General features: G+C 46.8%; 25 protein-coding genes. 21 read left to right on the forward strand and 4 right to left on the reverse strand.

What is annotated here, in order from left to right:
- Positions 1-28: 28 nt before the first annotated feature.
- The 3 genes from aceE (at position 29) to lpdA (ending at position 6,179) form a co-directional block, all read left to right on the forward strand.
- On the forward strand, positions 29-2,698 hold the full coding sequence (gene aceE, locus NAF29_RS03815; protein WP_251260153.1) for a pyruvate dehydrogenase (acetyl-transferring), homodimeric type: 2,670 nt from the start codon (positions 29-31) through the stop codon (positions 2,696-2,698).
- Positions 2,699-2,709: 11 nt separating this feature from the next.
- Positions 2,710-4,620 carry a pyruvate dehydrogenase complex dihydrolipoyllysine-residue acetyltransferase gene (aceF, locus tag NAF29_RS03820; protein ID WP_251260154.1) on the forward strand — a complete coding sequence of 637 codons (1,911 nt, stop codon included), beginning with the start codon at positions 2,710-2,712 and terminating at the stop codon, positions 4,618-4,620.
- A 131-nt stretch (positions 4,621-4,751) separates the two neighbouring features.
- Positions 4,752-6,179, forward strand: coding sequence for a dihydrolipoyl dehydrogenase (lpdA, locus tag NAF29_RS03825; protein ID WP_251260155.1), 1,428 nt, complete (start codon positions 4,752-4,754; stop codon positions 6,177-6,179).
- Positions 6,180-6,273: 94 nt separating this feature from the next.
- Here lpdA and NAF29_RS03830 read toward each other — a convergent pair whose 3' ends face one another.
- Complete coding sequence (locus NAF29_RS03830) at positions 6,274-6,549, reverse strand: YebG family protein (protein WP_251260156.1); 276 nt, start codon at positions 6,547-6,549, stop codon at positions 6,274-6,276.
- A 204-nt stretch (positions 6,550-6,753) separates the two neighbouring features.
- Between NAF29_RS03830 and NAF29_RS03835 the strand changes: the two genes are divergently transcribed.
- Entirely contained in the window at positions 6,754-7,575 is an 822-nt protein-coding gene (locus NAF29_RS03835) for an SdiA-regulated domain-containing protein (protein WP_251260157.1), read from the forward strand.
- Position 7,576: 1 nt separating this feature from the next.
- On the opposite strand, the gene NAF29_RS03840 is transcribed toward NAF29_RS03835, so the two are convergent.
- Positions 7,577-8,290 (reverse strand): DUF3581 family protein, encoded by a 714-nt coding sequence (locus NAF29_RS03840; RefSeq protein WP_251260158.1) that lies wholly within the window; start codon positions 8,288-8,290, stop codon positions 7,577-7,579.
- Between the two features lie 361 nt (positions 8,291-8,651).
- Here NAF29_RS03840 and NAF29_RS03845 point away from each other — a divergent pair, with 361 nt between their 5' ends.
- The 5 genes from NAF29_RS03845 (at position 8,652) to NAF29_RS03865 (ending at position 13,167) form a co-directional block, all read left to right on the forward strand.
- On the forward strand, positions 8,652-10,370 hold the full coding sequence (locus NAF29_RS03845; protein WP_349665546.1) for an acetolactate synthase 3 large subunit: 1,719 nt from the start codon (positions 8,652-8,654) through the stop codon (positions 10,368-10,370).
- Entirely contained in the window at positions 10,370-10,867 is a 498-nt protein-coding gene (ilvN, locus tag NAF29_RS03850) for an acetolactate synthase small subunit (RefSeq protein WP_251260159.1), read from the forward strand. Before NAF29_RS03845 ends, ilvN begins: the two co-directional genes overlap by 1 nt.
- Before the next feature lie 204 nt (positions 10,868-11,071).
- Positions 11,072-11,551, forward strand: a complete 480-nt coding sequence (locus NAF29_RS03855) for a retropepsin-like aspartic protease (protein WP_251260160.1) — start codon at positions 11,072-11,074, stop codon at positions 11,549-11,551.
- Positions 11,552-11,615: 64 nt separating this feature from the next.
- A complete protein-coding gene (locus NAF29_RS03860) occupies positions 11,616-11,816 on the forward strand; it encodes a DUF3012 domain-containing protein (RefSeq protein WP_285817555.1) in 201 nt (66 codons plus the stop codon).
- 58 nt (positions 11,817-11,874) lie between these two features.
- Entirely contained in the window at positions 11,875-13,167 is a 1,293-nt protein-coding gene (locus tag NAF29_RS03865) for a YbaY family lipoprotein (protein ID WP_251260162.1), read from the forward strand.
- Between the two features lie 39 nt (positions 13,168-13,206).
- Here NAF29_RS03865 and ygfZ read toward each other — a convergent pair whose 3' ends face one another.
- Complete coding sequence (ygfZ, locus tag NAF29_RS03870; RefSeq protein WP_251260163.1) at positions 13,207-14,055, reverse strand: CAF17-like 4Fe-4S cluster assembly/insertion protein YgfZ; 849 nt, start codon at positions 14,053-14,055, stop codon at positions 13,207-13,209.
- Between the two features lie 139 nt (positions 14,056-14,194).
- On the opposite strand from ygfZ, the gene NAF29_RS03875 reads away from it, so the two are divergent.
- Positions 14,195-14,458: an FAD assembly factor SdhE gene (locus tag NAF29_RS03875; protein WP_251260164.1), complete on the forward strand. Its 264-nt coding sequence runs from the start codon at positions 14,195-14,197 to the stop codon at positions 14,456-14,458.
- A gap of 67 nt (positions 14,459-14,525) precedes the next feature.
- Positions 14,526-14,882: a hypothetical protein gene (locus tag NAF29_RS03880; protein ID WP_251260165.1), complete on the forward strand. Its 357-nt coding sequence runs from the start codon at positions 14,526-14,528 to the stop codon at positions 14,880-14,882.
- Here NAF29_RS03880 and nadB read toward each other — a convergent pair.
- Positions 14,857-16,485: an L-aspartate oxidase gene (gene nadB, locus NAF29_RS03885; protein WP_251260166.1), complete on the reverse strand. Its 1,629-nt coding sequence runs from the start codon at positions 16,483-16,485 to the stop codon at positions 14,857-14,859. The two genes, NAF29_RS03880 and nadB, sit on opposite strands and share 26 nt — an antisense overlap.
- 198 nt (positions 16,486-16,683) lie before the next feature.
- Between nadB and rpoE the strand changes: the two genes are divergently transcribed.
- The 10 genes from rpoE (at position 16,684) to pdxJ (ending at position 25,239) form a co-directional block, all read left to right on the forward strand.
- Entirely contained in the window at positions 16,684-17,262 is a 579-nt protein-coding gene (gene rpoE / locus NAF29_RS03890) for an RNA polymerase sigma factor RpoE (protein ID WP_251260167.1), read from the forward strand.
- 28 nt (positions 17,263-17,290) lie between these two features.
- Positions 17,291-17,914, forward strand: a complete 624-nt coding sequence (locus NAF29_RS03895) for a sigma-E factor negative regulatory protein (RefSeq protein ID WP_251260168.1) — start codon at positions 17,291-17,293, stop codon at positions 17,912-17,914.
- Positions 17,877-18,929: a MucB/RseB C-terminal domain-containing protein gene (locus tag NAF29_RS03900; RefSeq protein ID WP_251260169.1), complete on the forward strand. Its 1,053-nt coding sequence runs from the start codon at positions 17,877-17,879 to the stop codon at positions 18,927-18,929. The genes NAF29_RS03895 and NAF29_RS03900 overlap by 38 nt, the downstream gene beginning before the upstream one ends.
- Positions 18,926-19,402 carry a SoxR reducing system RseC family protein gene (locus NAF29_RS03905; RefSeq protein WP_251260170.1) on the forward strand — a complete coding sequence of 159 codons (477 nt, stop codon included), beginning with the start codon at positions 18,926-18,928 and terminating at the stop codon, positions 19,400-19,402. The genes NAF29_RS03900 and NAF29_RS03905 overlap by 4 nt, the downstream gene beginning before the upstream one ends.
- Positions 19,403-19,487: 85 nt before the next feature.
- Positions 19,488-21,284 carry a translation elongation factor 4 gene (gene lepA, locus NAF29_RS03910; RefSeq protein WP_251260171.1) on the forward strand — a complete coding sequence of 599 codons (1,797 nt, stop codon included), beginning with the start codon at positions 19,488-19,490 and terminating at the stop codon, positions 21,282-21,284.
- Positions 21,285-21,297: 13 nt separating this feature from the next.
- On the forward strand, positions 21,298-22,215 hold the full coding sequence (gene lepB, locus NAF29_RS03915; protein WP_251260172.1) for a signal peptidase I: 918 nt from the start codon (positions 21,298-21,300) through the stop codon (positions 22,213-22,215).
- A complete protein-coding gene (gene rnc, locus NAF29_RS03920; RefSeq protein WP_251260173.1) occupies positions 22,215-22,907 on the forward strand; it encodes a ribonuclease III in 693 nt (230 codons plus the stop codon). The genes lepB and rnc overlap by 1 nt, the downstream gene beginning before the upstream one ends.
- Positions 22,904-23,806, forward strand: coding sequence for a GTPase Era (gene era / locus NAF29_RS03925; RefSeq protein ID WP_251260174.1), 903 nt, complete (start codon positions 22,904-22,906; stop codon positions 23,804-23,806). Before rnc ends, era begins: the two co-directional genes overlap by 4 nt.
- Positions 23,807-24,496, forward strand: coding sequence for a DNA repair protein RecO (gene recO / locus NAF29_RS03930; protein WP_251260175.1), 690 nt, complete (start codon positions 23,807-23,809; stop codon positions 24,494-24,496).
- Positions 24,493-25,239 (forward strand): pyridoxine 5'-phosphate synthase, encoded by a 747-nt coding sequence (gene pdxJ / locus NAF29_RS03935; RefSeq protein WP_251260176.1) that lies wholly within the window; start codon positions 24,493-24,495, stop codon positions 25,237-25,239. Before recO ends, pdxJ begins: the two co-directional genes overlap by 4 nt.
- The last annotated feature ends 13 nt before the right edge of the window (positions 25,240-25,252 follow it).

Below are 25,252 nucleotides of genomic sequence, written 5' to 3' on the forward strand. Positions count from 1 at the left end.
TAAATCAACTGAACATAAGGAAAACGGCATGTCTGATCATCTTGAGCATGACGTCGATCCCCAAGAAACTGGGGAATGGCTCGACGCCCTCGCAGGTGTCTTAGAGCAAGAAGGTACTGAGCGCGCTCACTACTTGCTTGAGCAATTGATTGATAAAGCTCGTCGTAGCGGTGCACACATGCCGTATACAGCAACGACAGCTTACCTCAATACAATTCCACCGGGGCAAGAGCCTCAAATGCCTGGCAACATGGAGCTCGAGCGTAAGATTCGTGGCTACATTCGCTGGAATGCATTGATGACAATTCTACGTGCATCTAAGAAAGACTTAGATTTGGGTGGTCATATTTCATCGTTTGCATCGAGTGCGACACTATATGATGTGGGCTTTAACCACTTTTGGCGTGCACCAAACGATAAAGACGGTGGCGATTTGATCTATTTCCAAGGTCACATTGCCCCAGGTATTTATGCCCGTTCTTTCCTTGAAGGTCGTTTGAGCGAGTCTCAAATGGATAACTTCCGTCAAGAAGTTGAAGGCAAAGGCCTTTCTTCATACCCGCATCCTAAATTGATGCCTGATTACTGGCAGTTCCCAACGGTATCTATGGGCTTAGGTCCATTGCAGGCTATTTATCAAGCTCGCTACCTCAAGTACTTGACCGATCGCGGCATCAAAGATTGTTCAGCACAAAAAGTTTGGTGTTTCCTCGGTGATGGCGAAATTGATGAGCCAGAATCATTAGGTGCCATTGGCCTTGCCACTCGTGAAGGTCTCGATAACCTCATTTTCGTTGTGAACTGTAACTTGCAACGTTTGGATGGACCTGTTCGCGGTAACGGCAAAATCATTCAAGAGCTCGAAGGCACTTTCCGTGGTGCCGGTTGGGAAGTCATTAAAGTCATCTGGGGTCGTTACTGGGATGCTCTGTTAAACCGTGACACGACCGGTAAATTGCTCCAGTTGATGGAAGAAACAGTCGACGGTGAATACCAAAACTGTAAAGCCAAAGGCGGCGCGTACACGCGTGAGAAATTCTTCGGTAAATACCCAGAAACAGCTGAAATGGTTGCCAACATGTCTGATGAAGACATTTGGCGCTTGAATCGTGGTGGTCACGATCCAGCAAAAGTTTATGCAGCCTACGCTCGCGCAGTTGCGACTGAAGGCCGCCCAACTGTAATCTTGGCCAAAACGGTTAAAGGTTATGGCTTAGGTGATGCCGGTGAGGGTAAAAACATTGCGCACAACGTGAAGAAAATGGACATGGGTGCGGTGAAGCACTTCCGTGATCGTTTTGACATTCCAATTGATGATAATGAAATCGAATCACTGCCTTACTACAAGCCAGCAGAAGATAGCCCTGAAATTCAATACTTGCGTGAGCGCCGTGCCTCTTTAGAAGGCTACTTACCGCGCCGTCGAGTGAAGTTCAGTGAGTCGCTTGATATTCCACCATTGAAAGCGTTTGATAACGTACTTCAAGGTTCCAATGGTCGTGAAATTTCAACCACGATGGCATTGCTTCGTGTGATGACTGCTTTGTTGAAAGACAAAGGCGTGGGTAAGCGCGTTGTGCCTATCATTCCAGATGAAGCTCGTACCTTTGGTATGGAAGGTTTGTTCCGCCAAGTGGGTATTTATGCACACGGTGGCCAAAAATATACGCCTCAAGATTCTGACCAAGTTGCTTACTACCGCGAAGACAAAACCGGTGCTGTATTGCAAGAAGGAATCAACGAAGGCGGCGCAATGAGCTCGTGGATTGCAGCGGCAACCAGTTACTCTGTGAATGATGCCCCAACTATTCCTTTCTACATCTACTACTCAATGTTCGGTTTCCAACGTATTGGCGACTTGGCGTGGGCAGCGGGTGATATGCGGGCTCGTGGTTTCATGATTGGAGGCACGTCGGGTCGTACAACTTTGAATGGTGAAGGTTTGCAGCACGAAGATGGTCACAGCCACCTTCAATCGGCAACTATTCCAAACTGTATCTCCTACGATCCAGCCTATGGTTATGAAATTGCAGTCATTGTTCAAAATGGTTTGGAACGCATGTACGGTGCCAGTCAAGAAGATGTGTTCTATTACATCACTACATTGAACGAAAACTACGTACAGCCTGCGATGCCAGAAGGTGCTGAAGACGGCATTATCAACGGTATCTATAAACTCGACAGCGTGAAAGCCAAAGGTACAGCTGCCAAGGTTCAATTGTTGGGTTGTGGTTCTATCTTGCGCCATGTGCGTATGGCCGCTGATATTCTTGCAGAAGAATATGGTGTTCAGTCAGAAGTGTTCTCAGTTACTAGCTTTACAGAGCTTGCTCGTAACGGGAATGCGGTTGAGCGTGACAACATGTTAAACCCAAGCAATGAAGCGCAAGTGCCTTATATTACAAAGACGCTCGAAGCCGATGTGCCTGTGATTGCTGCAACCGACTATATGCGTATCTTTGCTGACCAAGTTCGCGCCTATGTTCCTGCACCATTCAAAGTGTTGGGTACCGATGGCTTTGGTCGTTCAGATAGCCGTGAAAACCTTCGTGATCACTTTGAAGTGAGTGCGCCATACGTTGTTGTTGCTGCGTTGGGTGAACTGGCTAAGAAAGGCGATATCGACGCAAAAGTTGTTCAAGAAGCAATTGCGAAGTTCGACTTAGACACGAACAAAGTCTTCTCACTGTACGCTTAAGGAGAACTTAGATGGCTGAATTTAAAGAAGTCCTAGTTCCTGACGTTGGCGCAGATAGCGTTGATGTCATTGGAATTCTAGTTGCGGTGGGCGAGCAGGTTGAAGCCGAGCAAGGCTTGATCGAAGTAGAAGGTGATAAAGCCTCTATGGAAATCCCTGCACCATTTGCAGGTACAGTGAAAGAAATTAAAGTAGCGCAAGGCGACAAAATCTCTCAAGGCACGTTAATCGTGATACTTGAAGATAGCGCAGCCGCGGCAACCCCAGCTGCTGAGCCTGCCCCTGCAGAGACTGAAGCAGCTGCGCCAGCGCTTGCTCCAGCTGCGGGTGGAGCCGTTGAGGATATCTTGGTACCAGATATTGGTGGTGATGAAGTTGATGTGACGACGATTTTAGTGACCGTCGGAGAGTCAGTTGAAGCCGAACAAGGTTTGATCGAAGTTGAAGGCGATAAAGCCTCAATGGAAGTGCCTGCTCCGTTTGCTGGTATCGTCAAAGAAATCATCGTTAAAACAGGCGACAAAGTTGCTCAAGGGACCTTGATCGTTCGTTTAGAAACCGCTGCATCCGCGCCAGCAGAAGCCGCTCCAGTGGAAGCCCTTGCCGCGGAAACTCCGGCTGTAGCACCTGCTACCGCTGAAGTGAAAGAAGTGGAAGTGCCAGATATCGGTGGTGACGAAGTAGACGTCACGACGATTTTGGTTGCCGTAGGTGACACTGTTGAGGCCGAGCAAGGATTAATCGAAGTTGAAGGCGACAAAGCTTCGATGGAAGTGCCTGCACCATTCTCCGGAACAGTGAAAGAAATTAAAGTGGCAGTGGGTGATAAAGTTGCTCAAGGGACTTTAATCGCTCTGGTTGAAACAATCGCCTCAGCAGCGCCTGCTCCAGCCGCAGCGCCAGCCGCTCCAACACCTGCGCCAGCGAAAGCTGCGCCAGCTCCTGCAGCAGCTGCCAAACCGCCACCGGTTGAATTCCACCCAGGTTCTAACCAAAAAGCCTCTGCTTCGGTGCATTCATCACCTGCAGTACGCCGAGTCGCGCGTGAATTTGGCGTTGATTTGACCAAGGTGAAAGGTACGGGTCGCAAAGGTCGTATTCTCAAAGAAGACGTGCAAGCGTTTGTAAAATATGAATTGTCTCGTCCGAAGACTTCAGCATCATCGGGTGGAAGTGGTCTATCGGTATTGGCTCAGCCTAAGGTGGATTTCAGCAAGTTTGGTGAAGTTGAAAAGGTTGAACTGAGCCGAATTCAAAAAATTTCAGGCCCGAACTTGCATCGCAACTGGGTCACGATTCCACATGTGACACAATTTGATGAAGCTGACATCACAGATTTAGAAGCTTTCCGCAAAGAGCAAAATGCCATCGCAGCGAAGCAAGATCTGGGCTACAAGGTCACGCCATTGGCATTCATGATGAAAGCTGCGGCGAAGGCGCTCGAAGAGCACCCTCGTTTTAACAGCTCTTTGGATCCTGATGGAGAGCATTTATACCTCAAGAAGTACATCAATATTGGTGTTGCCGTCGATACGCCGAACGGTCTTGTGGTGCCAGTGTTCCGTGATGTTGATAAAAAAGGCATTGTTGAATTGTCGAAAGAGTTGGGTGAAGTCAGCAAGAAGGCACGTGCTGGTAAGCTCACTGCGGCTGACATGCAAGGTAGCTGTTTCACTATCTCAAGTCTTGGTGGTATTGGTGGTACGCAGTTTACACCAATTGTGAATGCGCCAGATGTGGCTATTTTAGGTGTGTCTCGTTCAGAGATGAAGCCGAAATGGGACGGTAAAGAGTTCCAGCCTCGATTGATGGTGCCATTGGCATTGTCGTACGATCACCGCGTGATCGACGGGGCTGCTGGTGCTCGTTTCATCACGACTCTGAACCAAGTGATGAGCGATATCCGCCGACTCGTGATGTAATAACAAGATCGAAGCCGGGCTTGCCCGGCTTTTGACGTTAGTGTGAGCTAAAAGGTATATTGCCACTGCCTCGTACCCGCGATAGGCGAAAGCGGCAAAGCCGATATATAAAAATTAAATTTGAGGTCGCAATGAGCAACGAAATCAAAACCCAAGTTGTGGTTGTTGGTGCAGGTCCTGCTGGTTACTCAGCAGCATTCCGAAGCGCTGATTTAGGTATGGAAACAGTTCTTATTGAACGTTTCGAGACTCTCGGTGGGGTTTGCTTGAATGTCGGTTGTATTCCGTCAAAAGCATTACTTCACGTGGCTGAAGTCATCGAAGATGCGAAGCACATGGCTGAGCATGGTGTGGTATTTGGTGAGCCAAAAACCGACATCAACAAAATTCGCGTATGGAAAGACAAAGTCATTGGCAAGTTGACCGGCGGCTTAGCTGGCATGGCCAAAATGCGCAAAGTTAAAGTGGTCAATGGCTACGGTAAATTTACGGGTGCCAATAGCATTGATGTTGAAGGCCCTGATGGCGTCACTACTGTGAACTTCGACAATGCAATTATTGCGGCCGGTTCACGCCCAATTCAATTGCCATTTATTCCACACAATGACCCACGTATTTGGGACTCAACAGATGCACTTAAACTGGAAACTGTTCCGGAGAAAATGCTGATCTTGGGTGGCGGAATTATTGGCCTAGAAATGGGTACGGTATACGATGCATTGGGTTCAAATATTGAAGTTGTTGAATTTATGGATCAACTGATTCCAGCTGCAGACAAAGACATGGTCAAAGTCTATACGCGTGAAATCAAGAACAAATTCAACCTGATGCTCGAAACTAAAGTGACAGCAGTTGAAGCTAAAGATGACGGTATTTACGTTAGCTTTGAAGGTAAGAATGCGCCGAATACAGCGATTCGTTACGATGCAGTGTTAGTTGCTGTTGGCCGTTCTCCAAACGGTAAATTGTTAGACGCTGAAAAAGCTGGTATTGCAGTGGATGAGCGTGGTTTCATTAACACTGACAAGCAAATGCGTACCAATGTTCCGAACATTTACGCCATTGGCGACATCGTCGGTCAACCTATGTTGGCGCACAAAGGTGTGCATGAAGGACATGTGGCTGCCGAGAATATCTCAGGTAAGAACCACTTCTTCGAGCCGAAGTTAATTCCTTCCATTGCTTATACCCATCCAGAAGTTGCTTGGGCTGGTTTAACTGAGAAAGAAGCGAAAGAACAGGGCATTAACTTCGAAACAGCTAATTTCCCTTGGGCTGCTTCGGGCCGCGCAATTGCTTCTGATGCTGAGTCAGGTATGACGAAGCTGATATTCGACAAAGACACAGACCGTATTATCGGTGGTGCCATGGTCGGTAAGAATGCTGGCGAATTGCTTGGCGAAGTGTGTTTGGCCATTGAAATGGGCTGTGATGCGGAAGACATCGCATTGACGGTTCATGCTCATCCAACACTTCATGAATCAGTAGGCCTTGCTGCTGAGATCTACGAAGGATCAATTACGGATTTACCAAACGCGAAAGCGAAAAAGAAAAAGTAATCGATTTTTTGCAATGAATGTTTGATTAAAAAAGGGCAGCTCAATGAGCTGCCCTTTGTTGTATAAACGTATTACAGAACGGATTGTGACGCGACTACGCGTCGTTTTCGGGCTCTGCTTTAGGTTTCTTCGCAACGGGCCGCTTTTTCGCATGTAACGCGTAGAGGACCTCTTCTCGTTGAGTTGCTAGGTAGACGCCTAGCTCTTCCAATGCATCATCTTTGAGCTTCACTCCGGAAGCCTGAACCAGATCAGACATGGCAGCAGCCATATCAAGCATGCGGTCATATTCATCTGCCGATTTCTTGTCCACGAACGTTTTGACCTCCTCGCCGTTGCGCACGACGACGTAGCGAGTTTCAACAGCCATGATTTCTCCTCACTGGCAAGTTGGATGATAGAACGACTAATAAACTACCAAGCCACTGTTTATATGTACAGCAATTTATATCTCGAAAGAGATGGGATGATAGTGCTCCTCCTGGTAATTAACCTGCTAATCTAAAAAGAGTTCTGTTTTGCTGAGTGATATTTTTCTGTGACAAGTTTTTACCATCTAACGCTGTGGTTCATCGTGACAATGTGGTCGTCTTGTGGGTGGACTGCCGAATGGGCGCTGGCGGACTACGGCATCACAGAACAAATGTCGCTGCCTAAAGCAGTGCAAGAAACATCAGGCCTTGCCTGTGTGAACGACCGACTTTTTACTGTGAATGATTCAGGTCACCCCGCCATTATCTATGAAATTAATGCCCGTGGTGATGTCTTAGCAGGTTATAAAAGCCAGGCGAACAACAATGACTGGGAGGCGATGACTGCATTCAACGACTTTTTATACGTCGCTGACATTGGCAACAATAGCGGGCTTGTGAAGCAGTATTCTATTTATCGTCATGATCTACTGGATATGTCCTTGGTGAAGCCCTCTCTATACCGGCAAGTGCGTTTTGAGTACACGGACTATCCGACTGAATCTCTTGCGATGATGTCACATGATTATGATGCTGAATCTTTAGCCTTTAATGGCAATAAGCTTGTTGTGTTTTCAAAGAGTTGGCAGAGCAATGTCGCGCGTGTTTATGAAATTAACCTTGTTCAGCCTGACCAGAAAGCGACCCCGGTGACAACAATTGATGATCTGCCCGGTATGATCACAGGTGCACACTACGATGAAGCGAGCAAGCGTTATGTCGTGGTGGGCTACAACAGCAATGGCTTGCCATCACTTAAGCCTTTTATGGCGCTGTTGAGTGATGAATACAAAGTATTGGAGCTAAAAAGCTTAAAGGGCTTTGGACAGGTTGAAGCCGTGTGCTTAGATTTCGAGGGAAGTCTTTGGTTTTCGCAAGAGCGCGCGTTATTTAAACCCGCGCTGTTGGTCAAAATGATGCGTTAATTTATTTTTTCACGAATTGTTGCTTACGCGCTTCGTAGTCATCTTCCATTTTTTGGATCTGATCCGCACAGAAAGGGCGAAGACCGCTAAGCAGTAGTTTTTTCTGGCCGTGGCCTACATGCTCGCCTTTGCAGTGTATTTCAAAGTGAAGCCGGGCATCACCGCGTTTGCCGTCCACTGATAGCGTAGTTTCCCCGAGTGTGAGCACCGGATCGGTGAAATCTAATCGGCTCAAGGTAAATGACATTTTCTCGTACATCACAAGCGGGCGTTGAGGATTGATCATAACGCCGTTTTGGCGCATTAAAGGCACCAAAATGTGTGGGAAATTGTGCCCAGAAAATTCAACGTAACTGCGTGATAACGTTTCGGCAAGCGCCTTGCATGGACGTGACTCTCCCGAGCGTTCTACACGCAAGTACACCTTGTCAGATTCAGCATCCTTGAGCAGTATTTCAGATGACGTTTGTTGTGGCAATGCGATGGGCTTATCTGGGCCTAACATCCCTTCAAAATGGAATGTCATGTTTTCGCTGAGGCCATATTCTTGCAGAACCAAAGCGAACATGAGATCGCCAGGAACACAGAAGCGTTTTGCGTCGGCATCATGGATCGGGTTGAAATCGCCGGCAACAGTTTTGGCAAATGCGCATGCCTGCTCAGCCGATATCCGAGCAATATCATTTTGACGCTGGTGAAATGAATCTAAAAACATACTTCAGGTGACCTAGTTGTTATCTCAGCTCGTTTAAAACTTGGTGTGAGCTGCAAAACGCCAGTTTATAACACCGCAAGGTTGTTTTTCACATAAGACCAGCACTTTTATGTGATATGAAATTGCCAGTAAGACGCATTCTCAACCATATTTCAGGTGTTTCAAACAGGACCAAAAATGTTTCATTTTTTACTCTTTATTCCCTGTTAAAATGGGGGAATTAGTTGACTTTAGCCCCTGATTTACTGCACTCTTGCCCTGTAAAGTCAGGTTTACCCTATGCCGCTTAATTATTATAAAATAATGGTTGACAAAATTAACGGTTATACCTGCCCCGATATTGCTATGAAGAGGCCCTGAAGTGGAACAATTATCAGGCGCCGAGATGGTTGTAAGAACCCTCAAAGATCTCGGCATTAAACATCTATTCGGCTACCCAGGTGGCTCAGTTCTCGATATTTATGATGCACTGTTTCAACACGGTGACATTGAGCATGTGTTGGTACGCCATGAACAGGCCGCAGTCCACATGGCTGATGGCTATGCGCGTTCTACCGGTGAAGTTGGTGCATGTCTTGTGACTTCAGGTCCAGGTGCAACCAATACCATTACTGGTATTGCAACAGCGTACATGGATTCAATTCCGCTGGTTGTTTTGTCAGGACAAGTTCCGACGCATTTCATCGGCGACGATGCATTCCAAGAAACAGACATGATTGGCTGCTCACGCCCGATCGTAAAACACAGTTTTTTGGTGAAAAAAGCAGAAGACATTCCAGAAGCCATCCGCAAAGCTTTTTATATTGCTTCTACCGGACGGCCTGGACCAGTTGTGGTTGACTTGCCCAAAGATATTCAAAATCCAGCGCTGAAATTTCCTTATAAGTTTCCAGAAGAAGTTTCAATGCGCTCATACAACCCGACAACCCGCGGTCATTCTCGTCAAATCAAAAAAGCATTCCAAGCGATTGTTGAAGCGAAGCGACCTATCGTTTATGTCGGTGGTGGTGCAGTCGCCTGTGATGCGCAAGACAAGGTGACTGAATTTGTTGAAACCTTGAATTTGCCGTGTACCAACACACTCATGGGGCTTGGCTCTTTGTCGGGGGAACACCCGCAGTTCGTTGGCATGCTCGGAATGCACGGTACGTTAGAAGCGAATAAGTCGATGCATAACTCGGACTTAATTGTGGCACTGGGTGCTCGGTTTGATGATCGGGTGACCAACAATGTGGCTAAGTTCTGTCCCGACGCTCAAATTGTGCATGTGGACATCGACCCGACTAGCATTTCAAAAACAGTGGGAGCACACATTCCTATCGTTGGCGCAATTGATACCGTGCTCGATCAATTTTTAGAGTTGATTCGCGGAAGCGATGAACGCCCAGATCCACAAGCCTTGGCTGCATGGTGGGATGAAATTGAACAGTGGCGATCAAAAGAATGCTTGAAGTATGAAGCGTCAGACTCGTTGATTAAGCCTCAATTTGCTATCGAAACCTTGTACAAGGTGACTCAAGGTGATGCATATGTGTCATCTGATGTAGGCCAGCATCAAATGTTTGCGGCCTTGTATTACAAGTATAAGAAGCAGCGTCAGTGGATCAACTCCGGAGGCTTAGGCACCATGGGCTTTGGCCTTCCAGCCGCGATGGGGGTGCAGATGGCGCACCCTGATGCAATGGTGGCATGTGTGACAGGTGATGGTTCAATTCAAATGAACATCCAAGAGTTATCCACCTGTATGCAGTACAACATTCCAGTGAAAATTATTTCATTGAATAATGCTGCATTAGGCATGGTGAAACAGTGGCAAGAAATGTTCTATTCGGGTCGCCATTCTCATTCTTATATGGAATCAATGCCTGACTTTGTGAAACTTGCAGAATCTTATGGTCATGTGGGAATGCGTGTTGATGATCCGAGCAAACTCGAAGCGGCAATGACTGAAGCATTTGCGATGAAAGATCGTTTGGTGTTTATGGATATCCGTATCGACCCAGGTGAACACGTTTATCCAATGCAGATTAAATTTGGATCAATGGACGACATGTGGTTGTCAAAAACGGAGCGCACCTGATGAGACGTATTCTTTCAATCCTTTTGGAAAATGAGCCAGGCGCACTGTCTCGCATTGTGGGTCTCTTTTCTCAGCGTGGTTACAACATTGAATCGCTCACTGTTGCGCCAACCGATGATCCGACCTTGTCACGTATCTCCATCACCACCATGGGTGATGATCATGTGATTGAACAAATCACCAAGCAAGTGAATAAGCTTGTTGATGTGTTGAAAGTGGCAGACTTGACTGACGGTGCTCATATTGAGCGCGAATTAATGTTGGCTAAACTCAAAGCCAATGGCAACAGCATTCGTGAAGAGCTCAAGCGCACAGCAGATATATTCCGTGGACAAATAGTCGATGTAACCAACTCTGTTTATACGGTTCAATTGACAGGGCCAAGCGAAAAACTAGACGCGTTTATTAGCGCGGTTAGAGAGAGTACAGAGATCATTGAAATTGTTAGAACAGGTGTTGCTGGTATTGCTCGAGGTGAGCGCGCACTGCGCCAATAAACCTTAGCAGGCTTGAAATAAAAACCGGACTTATGTCCGGTTTTTTTATATATGTAAGGTTTTGCGGAGCCTGATCCCACTTTCATTGATTTAGATCCCGAATGAATCCCCTTTAGCAGGCGAAGATGACAAACGTATGACATAGTTAATGTTGAGTGAACTATTTTTAGTCAACTTGTTCCGCTAGGAATCGCACGGGGGTCTATGATGATAAAGCGTCTAGCATGCCATATTGCCGGTCTCGTTGTGTTGATGTGCTCAAACGCTTGGGCTGCGGACGAAGTCGTAGTGCCTTTTTCGTTTGCTGAAAGTGGTCACCTAGTGATTGAAGTTTCTTTTAACGGCATGCCTCCTGCCGCAATGCTCATTGATACTGCAGCGGGTATCTCGCTATTAGACAAAAGAGCCGCAAAAGAGTTAGGCGTTGCGATTAATTCTAGACCGATGCGCGTCAAGCTCGCAGGTTTGGGTGCTAAACGCCAAAAGATGAATGATTTAGATGTCATCGATATTGAGATCGGAATGGCCGTTTTTGCCTCCCCTCAGTTCTACACCACTGATTTACACCATATCCGAAAAATTAAATCGAATGAGCCTTTGGTGGGAATTCTCGGTACAGATTTTTTGGTGAAGCACAATGGCATTGTTAACTATGTCGACCAAACATTAACGCTTCAATGGTAAAAATTTTGTTATAGAGTTTGTCTTTAGAATCAATATCCGCTATTTGTTTACTCCACTAATCAATATGAAATTGTGGAGTCTTTTCGTGAAATATATCTTATCTATAGTTCTTGTTAGCTCGGTCGCGCTTCTTTCTGCCTGTAGCCCTAAAGTGGGTTCGGAAGATTGGTGTACTGCATTGGAAGAAAAACCAAAGGGTGATTGGACGGCAAACGAGGGTGGGGACTATGCTAAATATTGTGTATTTGGAGCAGAGCCCGAATAAAAAGTGCTGAGTTGGGGCTGCCAAACCATGGCAGGCTCCAACATTGAAGGAGTATTAAATGAAAGCAATTTGGATTGCTATTGCGGCTGTCGTCGTATCTATCGCAGGCTGTACGCCTGTTCCCACGTCTGAGGCTGATCTTCATGGTGCTTGGTTAACTGAACGCAACGGCATTGAAGAAGGCTTTGTATTGCACGCTGGCGGTCATATGAGCCTGATCGGTATTGCGAGTATGCAAGGAGTTGCATGGAGCTTTGACCCGCAAACACAAAAACTATCCCTGTCTACCAACACTGAACGTTATCCTGAACCCCAAGGAAGCATGATTGATGTGGAGTCCATTACAGACGGTCAGCTTACATTAACGGGCACTGACTACTTTGCCGGTACTTATCGCAATGCCGACAGCGAAGTTTCTATTATTAGCGGCGAAGTGCTTTACCGAGAGCGTATAGCCATGCCTCCTGAATCAGTTGTTCGAGTGACGCTAGAGGATGTTTCGCTCGCAGATGCGCCATCAACTCTAGTGGCAAATACCACTATTTTGATGGGTAATCGACAAGTTCCGGTCCCTTTTGTGTTGGCGGTAAAAAAATCAAAGGTAGACGCACGCCACAGGTATTCGATTCGGGCTACGATTAGTGCAAATAACCAACTGCAATTCACTACTACGCGTCACTATGGTGTGAATCCTATGCAGCCCAGTAGCCACTCAGTGATGTTGCAAAAAGTATCTCCTGCAAAACAGGTTCAAACATCACAAGATATGGTATTCAAAGGGCAATTGCCGAGTGCAACCAATGTGGTACAACAAACACTGATATTAAAGCCTGACAATACCTACCGGCTGGCGAGCTCGTTCGAGGGAAAGCCTGATATTCCGGCAGAATTTGGCAGTTGGAAGAAAGTCGGCCCACAATTGATTTTGGGGCAGGGCGACGGTAAATCTCGCCAATACCGATGGTTGGATTCTGGCGATTTGGAGCAGCTAAATCAGCAAGCGCAACCGATTAAATCGGATGTGTCGTATGTGTTGTCGCGAGTTTCAACCTCTGATATCTCAGAGCCTTCGGAACTTGTCCTTACCGGAGACTATCGCTACATGGCTGATGCGGCAATATTTCAGGAATGTGCATCGGGGAAACGCTTTCCTGTTGCTCAAGATCAAGGAGGTTTGGCAATGGAGCAGGAGTATTCTAAGAAACGTTCCGCGCCAGGAGAGCCTTTAAAAGTGACATTGGTGGCAAAAATCGAGCCTATGCCGCCGATGGAAGGCGAAACATGGATAGATACTTTGGTGATTTCAAATGTGAAGCATGTATTCGAGCAAGCAGATGCAACCTGCGACTGATATAAGCCCAATGCATTGAGGTACATTGGGCATTGAATATTAAGACTGCTCTAGCGTCGACAACGGATAGGGCAACGCTTGTAACGCCAACTGGCTGTTTACTTTCTCAGCGGCTCTAAATACCTCGTCAGTGGCTGAGTCAGCCGGTAACACGGCAAGCACATGCTGAGTGCCATCTTCTCCTGACACCGCATTTACTACTTGGCCTGCCCTGCGCCAATTGCCATTTCGATTGACCTCAACGGTGTCTCCGGCATGAATATTACAACCTGGACCCTTCAGGTAAAAAGTTGCTCGCTTTTGTTTCCCTAAATACTGCATTCGAGCAATGGTTTCTTGGCCGATGTAGCATCCTTTCTTAAAGTTAACCGCGTTTAGATCTGCTTGATTTAACATTTGCGGCACGAATTCTGACACCATGTCTGGGTGCTCTAATTCTGGCCATACTTGTTCAATGTGGTGAATAAACCAAGCTGTGTTGTTCACTTCGGTGGCAATAAAGTCCGAAGTTAATATTAATGCACAATTTTCCACCGTTGGAATTTGAATTGCCCCTGCAAGGTCAATTGGACTGAGACTGCCGGATACTTGCCAATCGTCGCTTACGTCTTTTATCTCTGCTTTGGCGAATACAGCAAATTTTTGCAGAGCCGCTAAGCAAGGTGCCAGAATGCTTTTGCGTAATACCATTAGGATTCGATCAGAATCTTGGCTTAATACGAAATTACTCCACATTTTGCCCTTGGCATCACAATGACAGCCCGCCAGTGAACCGAGTTCGGCCAGTTGGGTCATGTCGCAGGTAAACTGACCCTGTAAGTAGCTAATTCGGTCATCACCAGAGATTTCAATGACCCCGTATTCAGGGAGCGAATATAATTGACTCATGCGCGGCATAATCCTTTTATGTTGATGTTTGTAAGATGGGGATCATTGGTCTTTGTTTCAAGAGCAGAGAAGGTTGGGGCCGCACGATTTGTGGGTTATATTACCTGCTCATCTAATTGTTTGTTTGGAGTGAAACTGAATGTCAGAACTTGATGCGTCTGCGGCCCGGCTACGTTGGGGATGTCGTCGCGGTATGCTTGAATTGGATGTTATTCTGGTGCCTTATTTCGACACTTGTTTTGCTGCATTAACGCCCGAGCAGAAAACCATATTTGAACGCTTTTTAGAAAGCGATGACCCCGATCTATTTGCTTGGTTGATGGGGCATGATGAATGTAAAGACAAAGACCTAGCATGGATGGTAGAGCAGATTGTCGCATACAATAAAAGCCTTCTTCGCTGAGTTTTCACCCTCTACGGCTAGTGTCAAGGTATTGTGGCTTGCTTCTGCAATCGGGAGTCTTTGTTGTATGGGTAGCGTTTACTACGGAGCGTTGAGTCAGCGGATTGTGGCGATTGCGGTAGTCATCGTACTCGGCTTACTCTTGTACAAGCTGCAACGAAAACTCCAAACGTATTCAGGGCGGCTTGATATTCAGGACGGTACCGATGTGCGCCTTAGTGTTGCCAATGCTAACATTCAAGGCGTGCTCCAAAGTCCAATTTTCTTAAGTTCTTTAGGATGCGGTTTTCGTATTCTAGAAGGCAACCAAACGCAGTATTGGTGTTTTATTGCTCGGGACAGTGTCAGCGAGCTCGCCTTTAGCGAACTCACTGCCCTACTTCAAACCCAACGTGCCGTTATAGCGAAGGCGGCGTTGGATTAACCGGGCCAGGCACCAATATGGTGGGCTGACTGTTTTCAGCTTTGTCTGGGTAATCTAAGTTGTAATGTAAGCCACGACTTTCTTTGCGCTGCATTGCACAACGTACGATTAATTCAGCCACTTGCACTAGATTTCTCAACTCTAATACATTGTTACCGACTCTGAAATTTGAATAGTAATCATGCATTTCTTGTTGTAACAATTGAATGCGTCGTAAAGCGCGTTCGAGTCGCTTGTCTGTTCTGACGATACCAACGTAATCCCACATAAATAGGCGCAATTCATGCCAGTTGTGCTGGATCACGACCTCCTCATCTGAACATTCAACTTGGCTCTCGTCCCACGGTGGAATGTCAATTAAATCGCAAGGACGACTCAAGTGCTTCACAATGTTTTGTGCTGCGGCTTCAGCAAATACAACGCATTCAAGCAGTGAGTTGCTGGCCATTCGGTTGGCACCATGTAGGCCGGTATAGCTCACTTCTCCAATAGCATACAAAGATTCAACATCGGTTTTGCCGCGCATATCTACAACTACGCCGCCGCAGGTGTAGTGTGCGGCAGGAACCACTGGAATGGGTTGTTCTGTGATATCAATACCCAGCGAGAGCAGCTTTTTGTGAATCGTAGGGAAGTGGCTGCGTACAAAGTCGGCAGGCTTGTGTGAAATGTCTAAATACACACAATCGGCCCCTAAACGTTTCATTTCATAATCAATTGCACGGGCAACGATGTCACGTGGGGCTAACTCCAACCGCTCATCAAAGCGATGCATAAAACGCTCGCCATTTGGCAGTGTTAAATGAGCGCCTTCGCCTCGCAATGCTTCGGTGAGCAAAAAGTTTCGAGCTTCAGGGTGATACAAGCAGGTGGGGTGAAATTGGTTAAATTCCATATTCGCCACACGGCACCCAGCTCTCCATGCCATTGCAATACCGTCGCCGGATGCAACATCTGGATTACTGGTGTATTGATAAACTTTAGACGAGCCACCCGTCGCTAACATAACGAATCGAGCGCGCAGGGTTTCGACTTTTTCCAGGTTGCGGTTCCAGATATATGCGCCGTGTACTTTGTTATCTGAAAGGCCGAGTTTATTTCCGGTGATGAGGTCTACTGCATTAAAACGTTCGAGCAATTCAATGTTTGGATTGTTGCGAACTGCGTCAACGAGTGTAGTTTGAACCGCTTTTCCGGTTGCATCTGCAGCATGAAGAATGCGGCGGTGGCTGTGGCCTCCCTCGCGCGTTAAATGATACTTTTGTTCGCCGTTGCCATCTTCAAAGGTGTCAAATGGAACTCCTTTATCAATGAGCCATTGAATGCTCTGACGCGCATTAGATGCGGTATATCTGACAACGTCAGCGTCGCAAAGTCCAGCGCCGGCAATAAGGGTATCTTCGACATGAGAGTCAACTGTGTCGGTTTCGTCAAACACCGCCGCGATTCCGCCTTGTGCGTAGTATGTCGCACCCTCGGTGAGCGGGCCTTTACTTAAAACAATCACTTTGGCATCGTGGGCGAGCCGAAGTGCGGCAGTGAGACCGGCGGCTCCACTTCCGATAATGAGCACATCACAGGTATAATCAGCAGGTTGTTTCATGTGTTTTGTGGCGCGAAGAGCGTGTCCTTGTTATGTTAGCGGAACTTTGAGTAACGTTACATAGATCTCAATTTCAAATCATAATAATTTTTTTACAAAAATATCCGAACTTTTTCGAAAGGCTTGAGTCTACTCATGTAAGCCATTTAGCCGATGACTAAGTTGAAGTTTACGGATTATACAGGAGATTCGGCTCGAATGAGCGAACAAAGTCTCGACCAAAAATTGGTCGAACGGGTTCAGCAAGGCGATAAACGTGCATTTGATTTGTTGGTTACAAAATATCAACACAAGGTTCATAGTTTAATTGCTCGGTACATTAAGAATCCAAATGAAGTGCAGGATGTTGCGCAAGAAGCTTTTATCAAAGCCTATCGAGCACTCGGTTCATTTCGAGGTGAGAGCGCGTTCTACACTTGGTTGTATCGAATTGCAGTGAACAGCGCGAAGAATTACTTGGTGTCTCAAGGCCGACGCCCGCCAGCCGCTGATGTAGATGCTCAAGATGCTGAGTTCTATGAAGGTGGTGAAGTGTTGCATGAAGTTGCATCTCCTGAACGGGAAGCATTGTCTGATGAAATCAGAAAAGTTGTGTTCGACACAATTGATGGCTTACCCGAGGATTTGCGCACAGCAATCACGTTGCGCGAGCTAGAAGGCATGAGCTACGAAGAAATATCCGGCGTAATGGATTGCCCAGTAGGCACTGTTAGGTCCCGAATTTTTAGAGCACGTGAAACAATTGAGAAACGTTTAGAACCGTTACTCCAACGTTAATTGTGAATAAGATGACAGGCACATTGAAATGATGACTGATAAGTTAGAGCAGGTATCTGCATTAGCCGACGACCAATGGGATGACGACGCGATTGAAGCATTGTTGTCCGACCCTGAATTACAGAGTCGTTGGGCCACTCACCATCAAGTGAGTGATGCGATGCGCGGTGAAAATGTCACCTTAGCCGACAGCAGCTTTGCTGATCGTGTTTCTGCTGCGATTGCAGAAGAACCTACGGTTTTGGCGCCCAAGGCGACAAGCACCTCAAGCGTTAAAGTCCCGGGTAAAGTTGTTCGTATGTTCCGTCAGGCAGGGCAATATGCAATTGCTGCAACTGTAGCTGCGGTTGCAATTGTCGGTGTGCAACATAGTGGAGATGAGTCGCCAGAGCAGCGCCTTCCTGTACTGAATACTACGCCTGTGGCGGGCGTTACTGCTGCTCCTGTGAGCTTAAATGCGGCCGCGCCTCAAACGTCTTCTGCATCAAATCAAGCAGAAGCACGTGAAAGATTGATTGAACAACGACGTCGAATTAATGCATATTTCCAAGACCATGAGCTTCAACTGAGAATTCAGCAGCCAGACCTTCAAGGAAATGTTGCTAACCAACACGATGAAATTAAGGCACCAAATCAACAAGCCGAACATTAAGAACAAGTGGTTGCAGTGTGTCGTCGCTGCAACCGTTCTTCTCTTCTCGATTGGCAGTCCTGTGTATGCAGGTGACGCTAATATTGCTACGACTCCATCAGCCAAAGCTTGGCTGCTCCGTATGGGGCAAACATTTCAAGCTGCAAATTATTCATTGTCGCTGATCCGTGTTTATCAACAACACTTTGAACCTGTTGTGATTGAGCATGGTGTTATTGATGGTGAAGAAATTGTCCATGTGAATTACCTGAATGGTCCAGAACGTGAAATTCTGCATCGGGGTGGTTTAGTGACCTATTTCCAGCATGACGAGCCGCCATACTCCGTTTCCGGAGAGCGTTCAGTGGGTCCAATCCCACAAGCGTTTATTTCGGGTATTGAGGCGCTCGAAGAAAGCTACACATTTGTGTTAGGGGGCCGAAACAGAGTGATGGGCCGTGCTGCTCAGCTCATTCGTATTGAGCCTAAAGATGGTGACCGTTATAGCCTGTGGGTTTGGCTTGATGCCGATCTTGGCATGCTACTAAGAGCCGATAAAGTATCGCCTAGCGGTGAACCACTGGAACATGTTCAAATTGTGTCGACGCAATACTTTGAACAGCCAACCCCTATCATTGAAAAACTGGCACAAGTTGATATGCCCGCTGCAGTGCCGCTCCTTGAACCCGACTCAGCAAGCACACCTACACGGGTGAAGTGGACCGCTCGATACCTCCCTCGTGGATTTAAATTACTCGGCCGAGATCGTCATCGTCTGGGCATGACAGAAAACCTAGTTGATTATCAGTTGTACAGCGATGGGATTAGCTCAATTTCCATATACATTGGCGCAGCCATTGATGGTAAACCCGGTCAATCACTTGTCAGTCAAGGAGCCACCAATCTCATCACGATCGCCAAAGATGGTATGGAAGTCGCGGTCATTGGTACTTTGCCACCTGAAACAATAAAGCGCATTGCTGAAGGCGTTTACCCCGAAGCGCAAAGCAGCAATAAACTGGGTAAACAACCGTGATTGAAACAATCGCAACGGTCGTCGAAAGCCGCTCAGGCATGGTGGTGGTCGAAGCTGCGCGCAAATCCAGTTGTGATAGTTGTTCGGACAAGCAATGTGGCAATGGACAGGTCAATCGAGCACTTGAGACGCGATATCATAAATTGTCATTGCCCTATGATGATCAGCTACAAGTGGGGACTCAGGTCGTTGTTGCGATTCCAGAGCAAGGTTTACTCACCGCCGCAGGGCTAATGTTTGTGTTGCCAATGCTGTCGATGTTGCTATTGGCATTCGGTGCTCAATGGCTTTTTGTTGAGCGCTTAGGCTTGCATGAAATCACGGTCATTGCATGGGCCGCAGGCGGCGCTTGGCTGGGATATAAAATAGCTAGAATTTGGCATCAAAATCTTAATCAAAAAGAATGGTTAGAGCCTAGAATTAAGCGTGTTATCCCTGAAGTTGTGACCACAGAAATTAAATCAACTTTCTGAATACTTGCAAACATAGCCTCCGGCGCTGATTTTCAGTACAATCAGCGCCCTTAACGTTCCCATTAGCCAGATAGTTACAGACTCAATGAATCAATCGCACATTCGCAACTTTTCTATTATTGCCCACATTGATCACGGCAAATCGACTTTGTCTGACCGTTTGATTCAATATTGTGGAGGTCTTTCAGAGCGTGAAATGGCAGCACAAGTTCTCGACTCCATGGACTTGGAGCGCGAGCGCGGTATTACCATTAAAGCGCAAAGTGTGACGTTGAATTACACCGCAAACGACGGTGAAATATATCAACTCAACTTCATTGATACGCCAGGCCACGTCGACTTCTCCTATGAAGTATCTCGTTCATTGGCCGCGTGTGAAGGTGCATTGCTGGTGGTGGACGCAGGGCAGGGCGTTGAAGCACAAACGCTAGCGAACTGCTACACCGCAATGGAAATGGACTTGGAAGTTGTTCCAGTTCTGAACAAGATTGACTTACCACAGGCCGACCCAGAGCGTGTGGCTGAAGAAATTGAAGATATTGTGGGGATTGATGCGATTGATGCCGTGCGATGTTCAGCTAAAACCGGTATCGGTATTGAAGATGTACTTGAGCGAATTGTAAAAGAGATTCCATCTCCGACTGGCGGTGAAGATGATGCAACTCAAGCCCTGATTATTGATTCATGGTTCGATTCGTATTTAGGCGTTGTGTCACTTGTTCGAGTGAAACACGGTACCTTACGCAAGGGTGACAAGATCCGTGTGATGAGCACGGGCCAAGACTGGGGCGTTGACCGCATCGGTATTTTTACGCCAAAGCAAACAGATACCGATGGTTTATCAACCGGTGAAGTGGGCTGGGTTGTGTGCGGCATGAAAAACATTTTGGGCGCGCCAGTGGGTGATACTTTAACACTGACTCGTAAGCCTTCAGAAACAGCTCTGCCCGGCTTTCAGCGCGTTAAACCGCAAGTATATGCAGGCCTTTTCCCAATCAGCTCGGATGATTACGAAGGCTTTCGTGATGCCTTGGGCAAATTAAGCCTCAATGATTCTTCCTTGTTTTATGAGCCAGAAAGTTCCAGTGCGCTTGGTTTTGGTTTCCGTTGTGGGTTCTTAGGCTTGCTGCACATGGAAATCATTCAAGAGCGTCTTGAGCGTGAATATAACCTTGAACTGATTACCACAGCACCTACCGTAGTTTACGAAGTGGCGCTAAATAGTGGTGACATTGAGATGGTCGATAGCCCATCTAAACTGCCGCCTTTAAATAATATTGCCGAGATCCGCGAACCTATCGCTGACGTAAATATCCTCGTTCCGCAAGAACACTTAGGCAATGTGATTACCTTGTGTGTTGAGAAACGCGGTGTGCAGAAAAATATGGCATATCACGGCAAGCAAGTCGCATTGACGTACGAAATCCCAATGGCTGAAGTGGTGTTAGATTTCTTCGACCGACTCAAGTCAACAAGCCGTGGTTACGCGTCTTTAGATTATAATTTCAAATTCTTTAATGCAGCGCCAATGGTGCGTGTTGATATTTTGATTAACAGCGAACGAGTGGATGCTTTAGCGATTATTTGTCACCAAGACAACGCTCAGTCTCGTGGCCGTTTGGTGGTTGAGAAAATGAAAGATCTGATTCCTCGTCAAATGTTCGATATTGCAATTCAAGCCGCAATTGGCGGACATATCATTGCACGTACCACCGTGAAACAAATGCGTAAGAACGTGATTGCGAAATGTTACGGCGGTGATATTAGCCGTAAGAAAAAGCTACTTGCCAAGCAAAAAGAAGGTAAGAAGCGCATGAAGCAAGTTGGCAATGTTGAAGTACCACAAGAAGCATTCCTCGCTATTTTGAAAGTGGACAACTAAAAAGGATATTTGAATGGCCACCTATTTTTCGCAATTGCTGTTTGTACTCACGGTTATTACCGGTGTGGTGTGGGCAATGGAGCGCTTCGTATGGAGCAAAAAACGCTCCGAGACGGTCGAAAAAGCTGAGTCGCAAACCCATGCAGGCTTGCCTCTCAATGTTAAAGAAGACATGGAAGAGCAACCCGGCTGGATTGAAACTTCAGTGTCAATATTTCCAGTGTTGGCCTTTGTATTGATTCTTCGTTCGTTTTTATACGAACCGTTTCAAATCCCTTCAGGCTCAATGATGCCGACACTGTTAGTGGGCGACTTCATTCTGGTTGAAAAGTATGCGTATGGATTAAGGGATCCATTGGTTCGCAGTAAACTGGTTGAAACAGGCAGTCCTGAGCGTGGCGATATTGTGGTGTTCAAATATCCAGAAGCGCCGAATGTGGATTACATTAAGCGTGTAGTGGGTCTTCCCGGTGATTCTGTGATTTATCGCGATAAGCGTCTGTACATTCGTCCTGCGTGTGACAATAGTGCCGATTGTGGCAGTTACAAAGCAGTTGATATGGAATTGATGGGGCAGAGCGAATTTTTGCAAGGGCCATTCCCCTTGGTCAAAGCCAATGAGCAGCTAGGCGAAGCAAGGCATGAAATATTGATGAACCCTGCTTATCCAGACCGCATCAACGATTATTACAAGCAAGCTGGAACTCAGCTTGACGAGTGGAAAGTTCCAGCCGATTCTTATTTTATGATTGGTGATAACCGTGATAATTCTCGCGATAGCCGATTTTGGGGATTTGTACCTGAGCATTATTTGGTGGGCAAAGCGGTTTTCATTTGGATGAGCTTTGAGTTTGAGCGTGAAGAATCATCCATGTTGCCTGCTTGGATTCCTACCGGGGTTCGTTTTGAACGACTCGGGAGTATCCAGTAATGGCATTGAGTGCCAATTTACTAATGCCGCTACAAAAGCGTTTGGGGCACCAGTTTTCTGAACTAAGCTTGCTCAAGCAAGCGTTGACTCACCGTAGTGCCGATAGCCAACACAATGAGCGCCTCGAATATCTTGGAGATGCTGTGTTAGGAATGGTCATTGCAGAAGCGCTGTATCAAAAATTTCCAGATCATGCCGAAGGCGATTTAAGCCGAATGCGCTCTACGCTCGTACGAGGTAAAACTCTGGCAGAAATTGGCCGAGAATTTGACTTAGGCTCGGTGGTCCGTTTGGGCCCCGGAGAAATGAAAAGCGGGGGCCACCGCCGAGAATCTATTCTAGCCGATGCGGTTGAGGCCATTATTGGTGCCGTGTTCTTAGATGCCGGAATCGAAGCCGCAAAAAAAATGCTTTTAAACTGGTATTCAGAACGGTTAACAACGATCAGCCCGATTGCACTGAAAGATGCCAAGACGCGCCTTCAAGAGTACCTTCAAGGCCGCCAACTAAATTTACCCGACTACGCTGTGACTGACACGCGGGGTCAGGCACACAATCAAACATTTACCGTAAGCTGTCAGGTGCAAGGAATGGCATCAGTTGTGGCCAAAGGAACAAGCCGACGAAAAGCAGAGCAAGCCGCAGCAGAAATGGTTATCAACGCACTTAATGCCGAAGGGGCAAAAATATGACACACCAACGCGCAGGTATGGTTGCAATTGTTGGGCGCCCCAATGTTGGCAAATCAACATTACTGAACAATGTACTGGGTCAAAAAGTCAGTATTACCTCCAAAAAACCGCAAACCACCCGCCACCGTATTATGGGGATCTTCACTGAAGCAGAAAAGCAGGTCGTGTTTGTCGACACACCAGGCCTTCATATTGAAGAAAAGCGTGCCATTAACCGTTTGATGAACCGCGCCGCATCGTCGGGTCTAGCGGATGTGGAAATGGTTGTGTTTGTGAGTGATGGCGATCAGTGGACTGAAGATGATGATATGGTCGTACAGAAGTTACGTGCGCTACCCAAACGCGTCAAAGTAATTGCTGTGATTAACAAAGTTGATTTGATTAAAGACAAAGCGACAATGCTGCCAGTATTACAGCGTTTATCAGACCAAATGTCGTTTGCCCAAATCATGCCTATTTCTGCAGAAAAAGGCACCAATATCGATACCTTGATGGCGTATGTGTTAGACAACCTTCCTGAGTGCGAACATTTCTTCCCAGAAGACTACATCACTGACCGTTCTTCACGCTTTATGGCCGCAGAAATTGTGCGTGAAAAGTTGATGCGTTTTACAGGGGATGAACTGCCCTACAGCGTGACTGTAGAAATCGAGCGTTTTGTAGTGAACGAAAAAGGCATCGCTGAAATTAATGCATTGGTATTGGTTGAACGCGAAGGCCAAAAACGCATGGTGATTGGCAAAGGCGGCGAGAAGCTCAAAGTCATTGGCCGCGACGCGCGTTTGGACATGGAGCGTTTGTTCGATCAAAAAGTGTTTTTACAAATTTGGGTCAAGGTCAAAAGTGGTTGGGCCGACGATGAGCGAGCATTACGCAGCTTAGGTTACGGCGAAGACTAAATGTTGAGGGCGCAGTTGCAGCCGGTTTACCTGCTCAACCGGCGTCCTTACCGAGAAGACTCAGCATTAATTGATGTGCTGAGTCGAGATTATGGCTTGGTGAGGCTTGTTGCGAGAGGCTTACGTCGCAAGAAAAACCCCCTAAGTGCAATTCTGCAGCCGTTTACACCCATTATCATGAGCTGGCAGAGCAAAACAGACTTGGGCACAATGCATCAGGCAGAAGCAAGCCAATGTGGGTTTGAACTGTCGGGTGATCATTTATATGCCGGTTTTTATCTGAATGAGTTAGTCAGCCGGTTGCTCGATAACTCAGAACCTGCTCCTGAGCTTTTTATTCACTACGGTGCGAGCATTTCGGCTCTTTCTCTTTTAGACACTCAATTCGAAGTGATATTACGCCGGTTTGAACATGAACTGCTAAATTATCTTGGGTATGGTTTGCCAAACATGGAGTTTGATAACCACGTATATTTTGCGTGGGACGGCGCTCACGGCTTAGTTGAAACTCAACAGGCTGGCTTTATTCAAGGCTGGCATTTGAATCATATTGAAGCGGGTGAATACGGCAACGAAGCGGTTCTTCGAGCCGCAAAACATTTGTCTCGACAACGTTTTGCTCCATTGCTTGGAGACAAACCACTTAAAAGTCGGGATGTATGGTTACAGATGAAACGAGGTAATTCGTGAAAGAAATTCTCTTAGGCGTGAACATTGATCACGTAGCAACATTGCGTCAGGCAAGACAGGTCGCTTATCCCGATACGGTCCATGCTGCGAGCCTTGCGGAGCAAGCGGGAGCCGATGGCATCACCATTCATTTACGCGAAGATCGTCGACATATTCAAGACCGAGATGTTGAAATTTTAGCGCAAACGCTAAATACGCGGATGAATTTAGAGATGGCTGCCACTGATGAAATGGTCGCAATTGCAACTCGTATTAAGCCTGAGTTTGTGTGTTTAGTCCCAGAAAAACGCGCAGAGCTTACAACCGAAGGCGGGCTGGATGTTTTAGGTCATCAAAGCCGTATGCAGGACGTGGTAGGAATGCTTGCTGAGGCAGGTATTAAAACTTCATTATTTATCGATGCAGAAGAAGCTCAGATTGAAGCTGCCAAAGCTGTGGGAGCTCCTTATATTGAATTGCATACCGGGGCTTATGCCGATGTAGTGGGTGACGCGGCTATTGCTCAAGAGCTCAACAAAATTACTCATGGCGCAAAGTTTGCCGATGATCTTGGCTTGTGCGTCAATGCTGGGCATGGGTTGCATTATCACAACGTTGTGCCTATTGCTGCTATCCCACAAATCGAAGAGCTCAATATTGGGCATTCTATTATTGCCCGCGCTATCTACTCAGGTTTGCCAGAGGCAGTGGAAACAATGAAGCGACTCATTGTTGAAGCGCGAGTGCGCTCGGCGATTAAATAGTTTCATATTGCAC

It is taken from the genome of Echinimonas agarilytica (assembly GCF_023703465.1).
Classification (GTDB): Bacteria; Pseudomonadota; Gammaproteobacteria; order Enterobacterales; family Neiellaceae; genus Echinimonas; species Echinimonas agarilytica.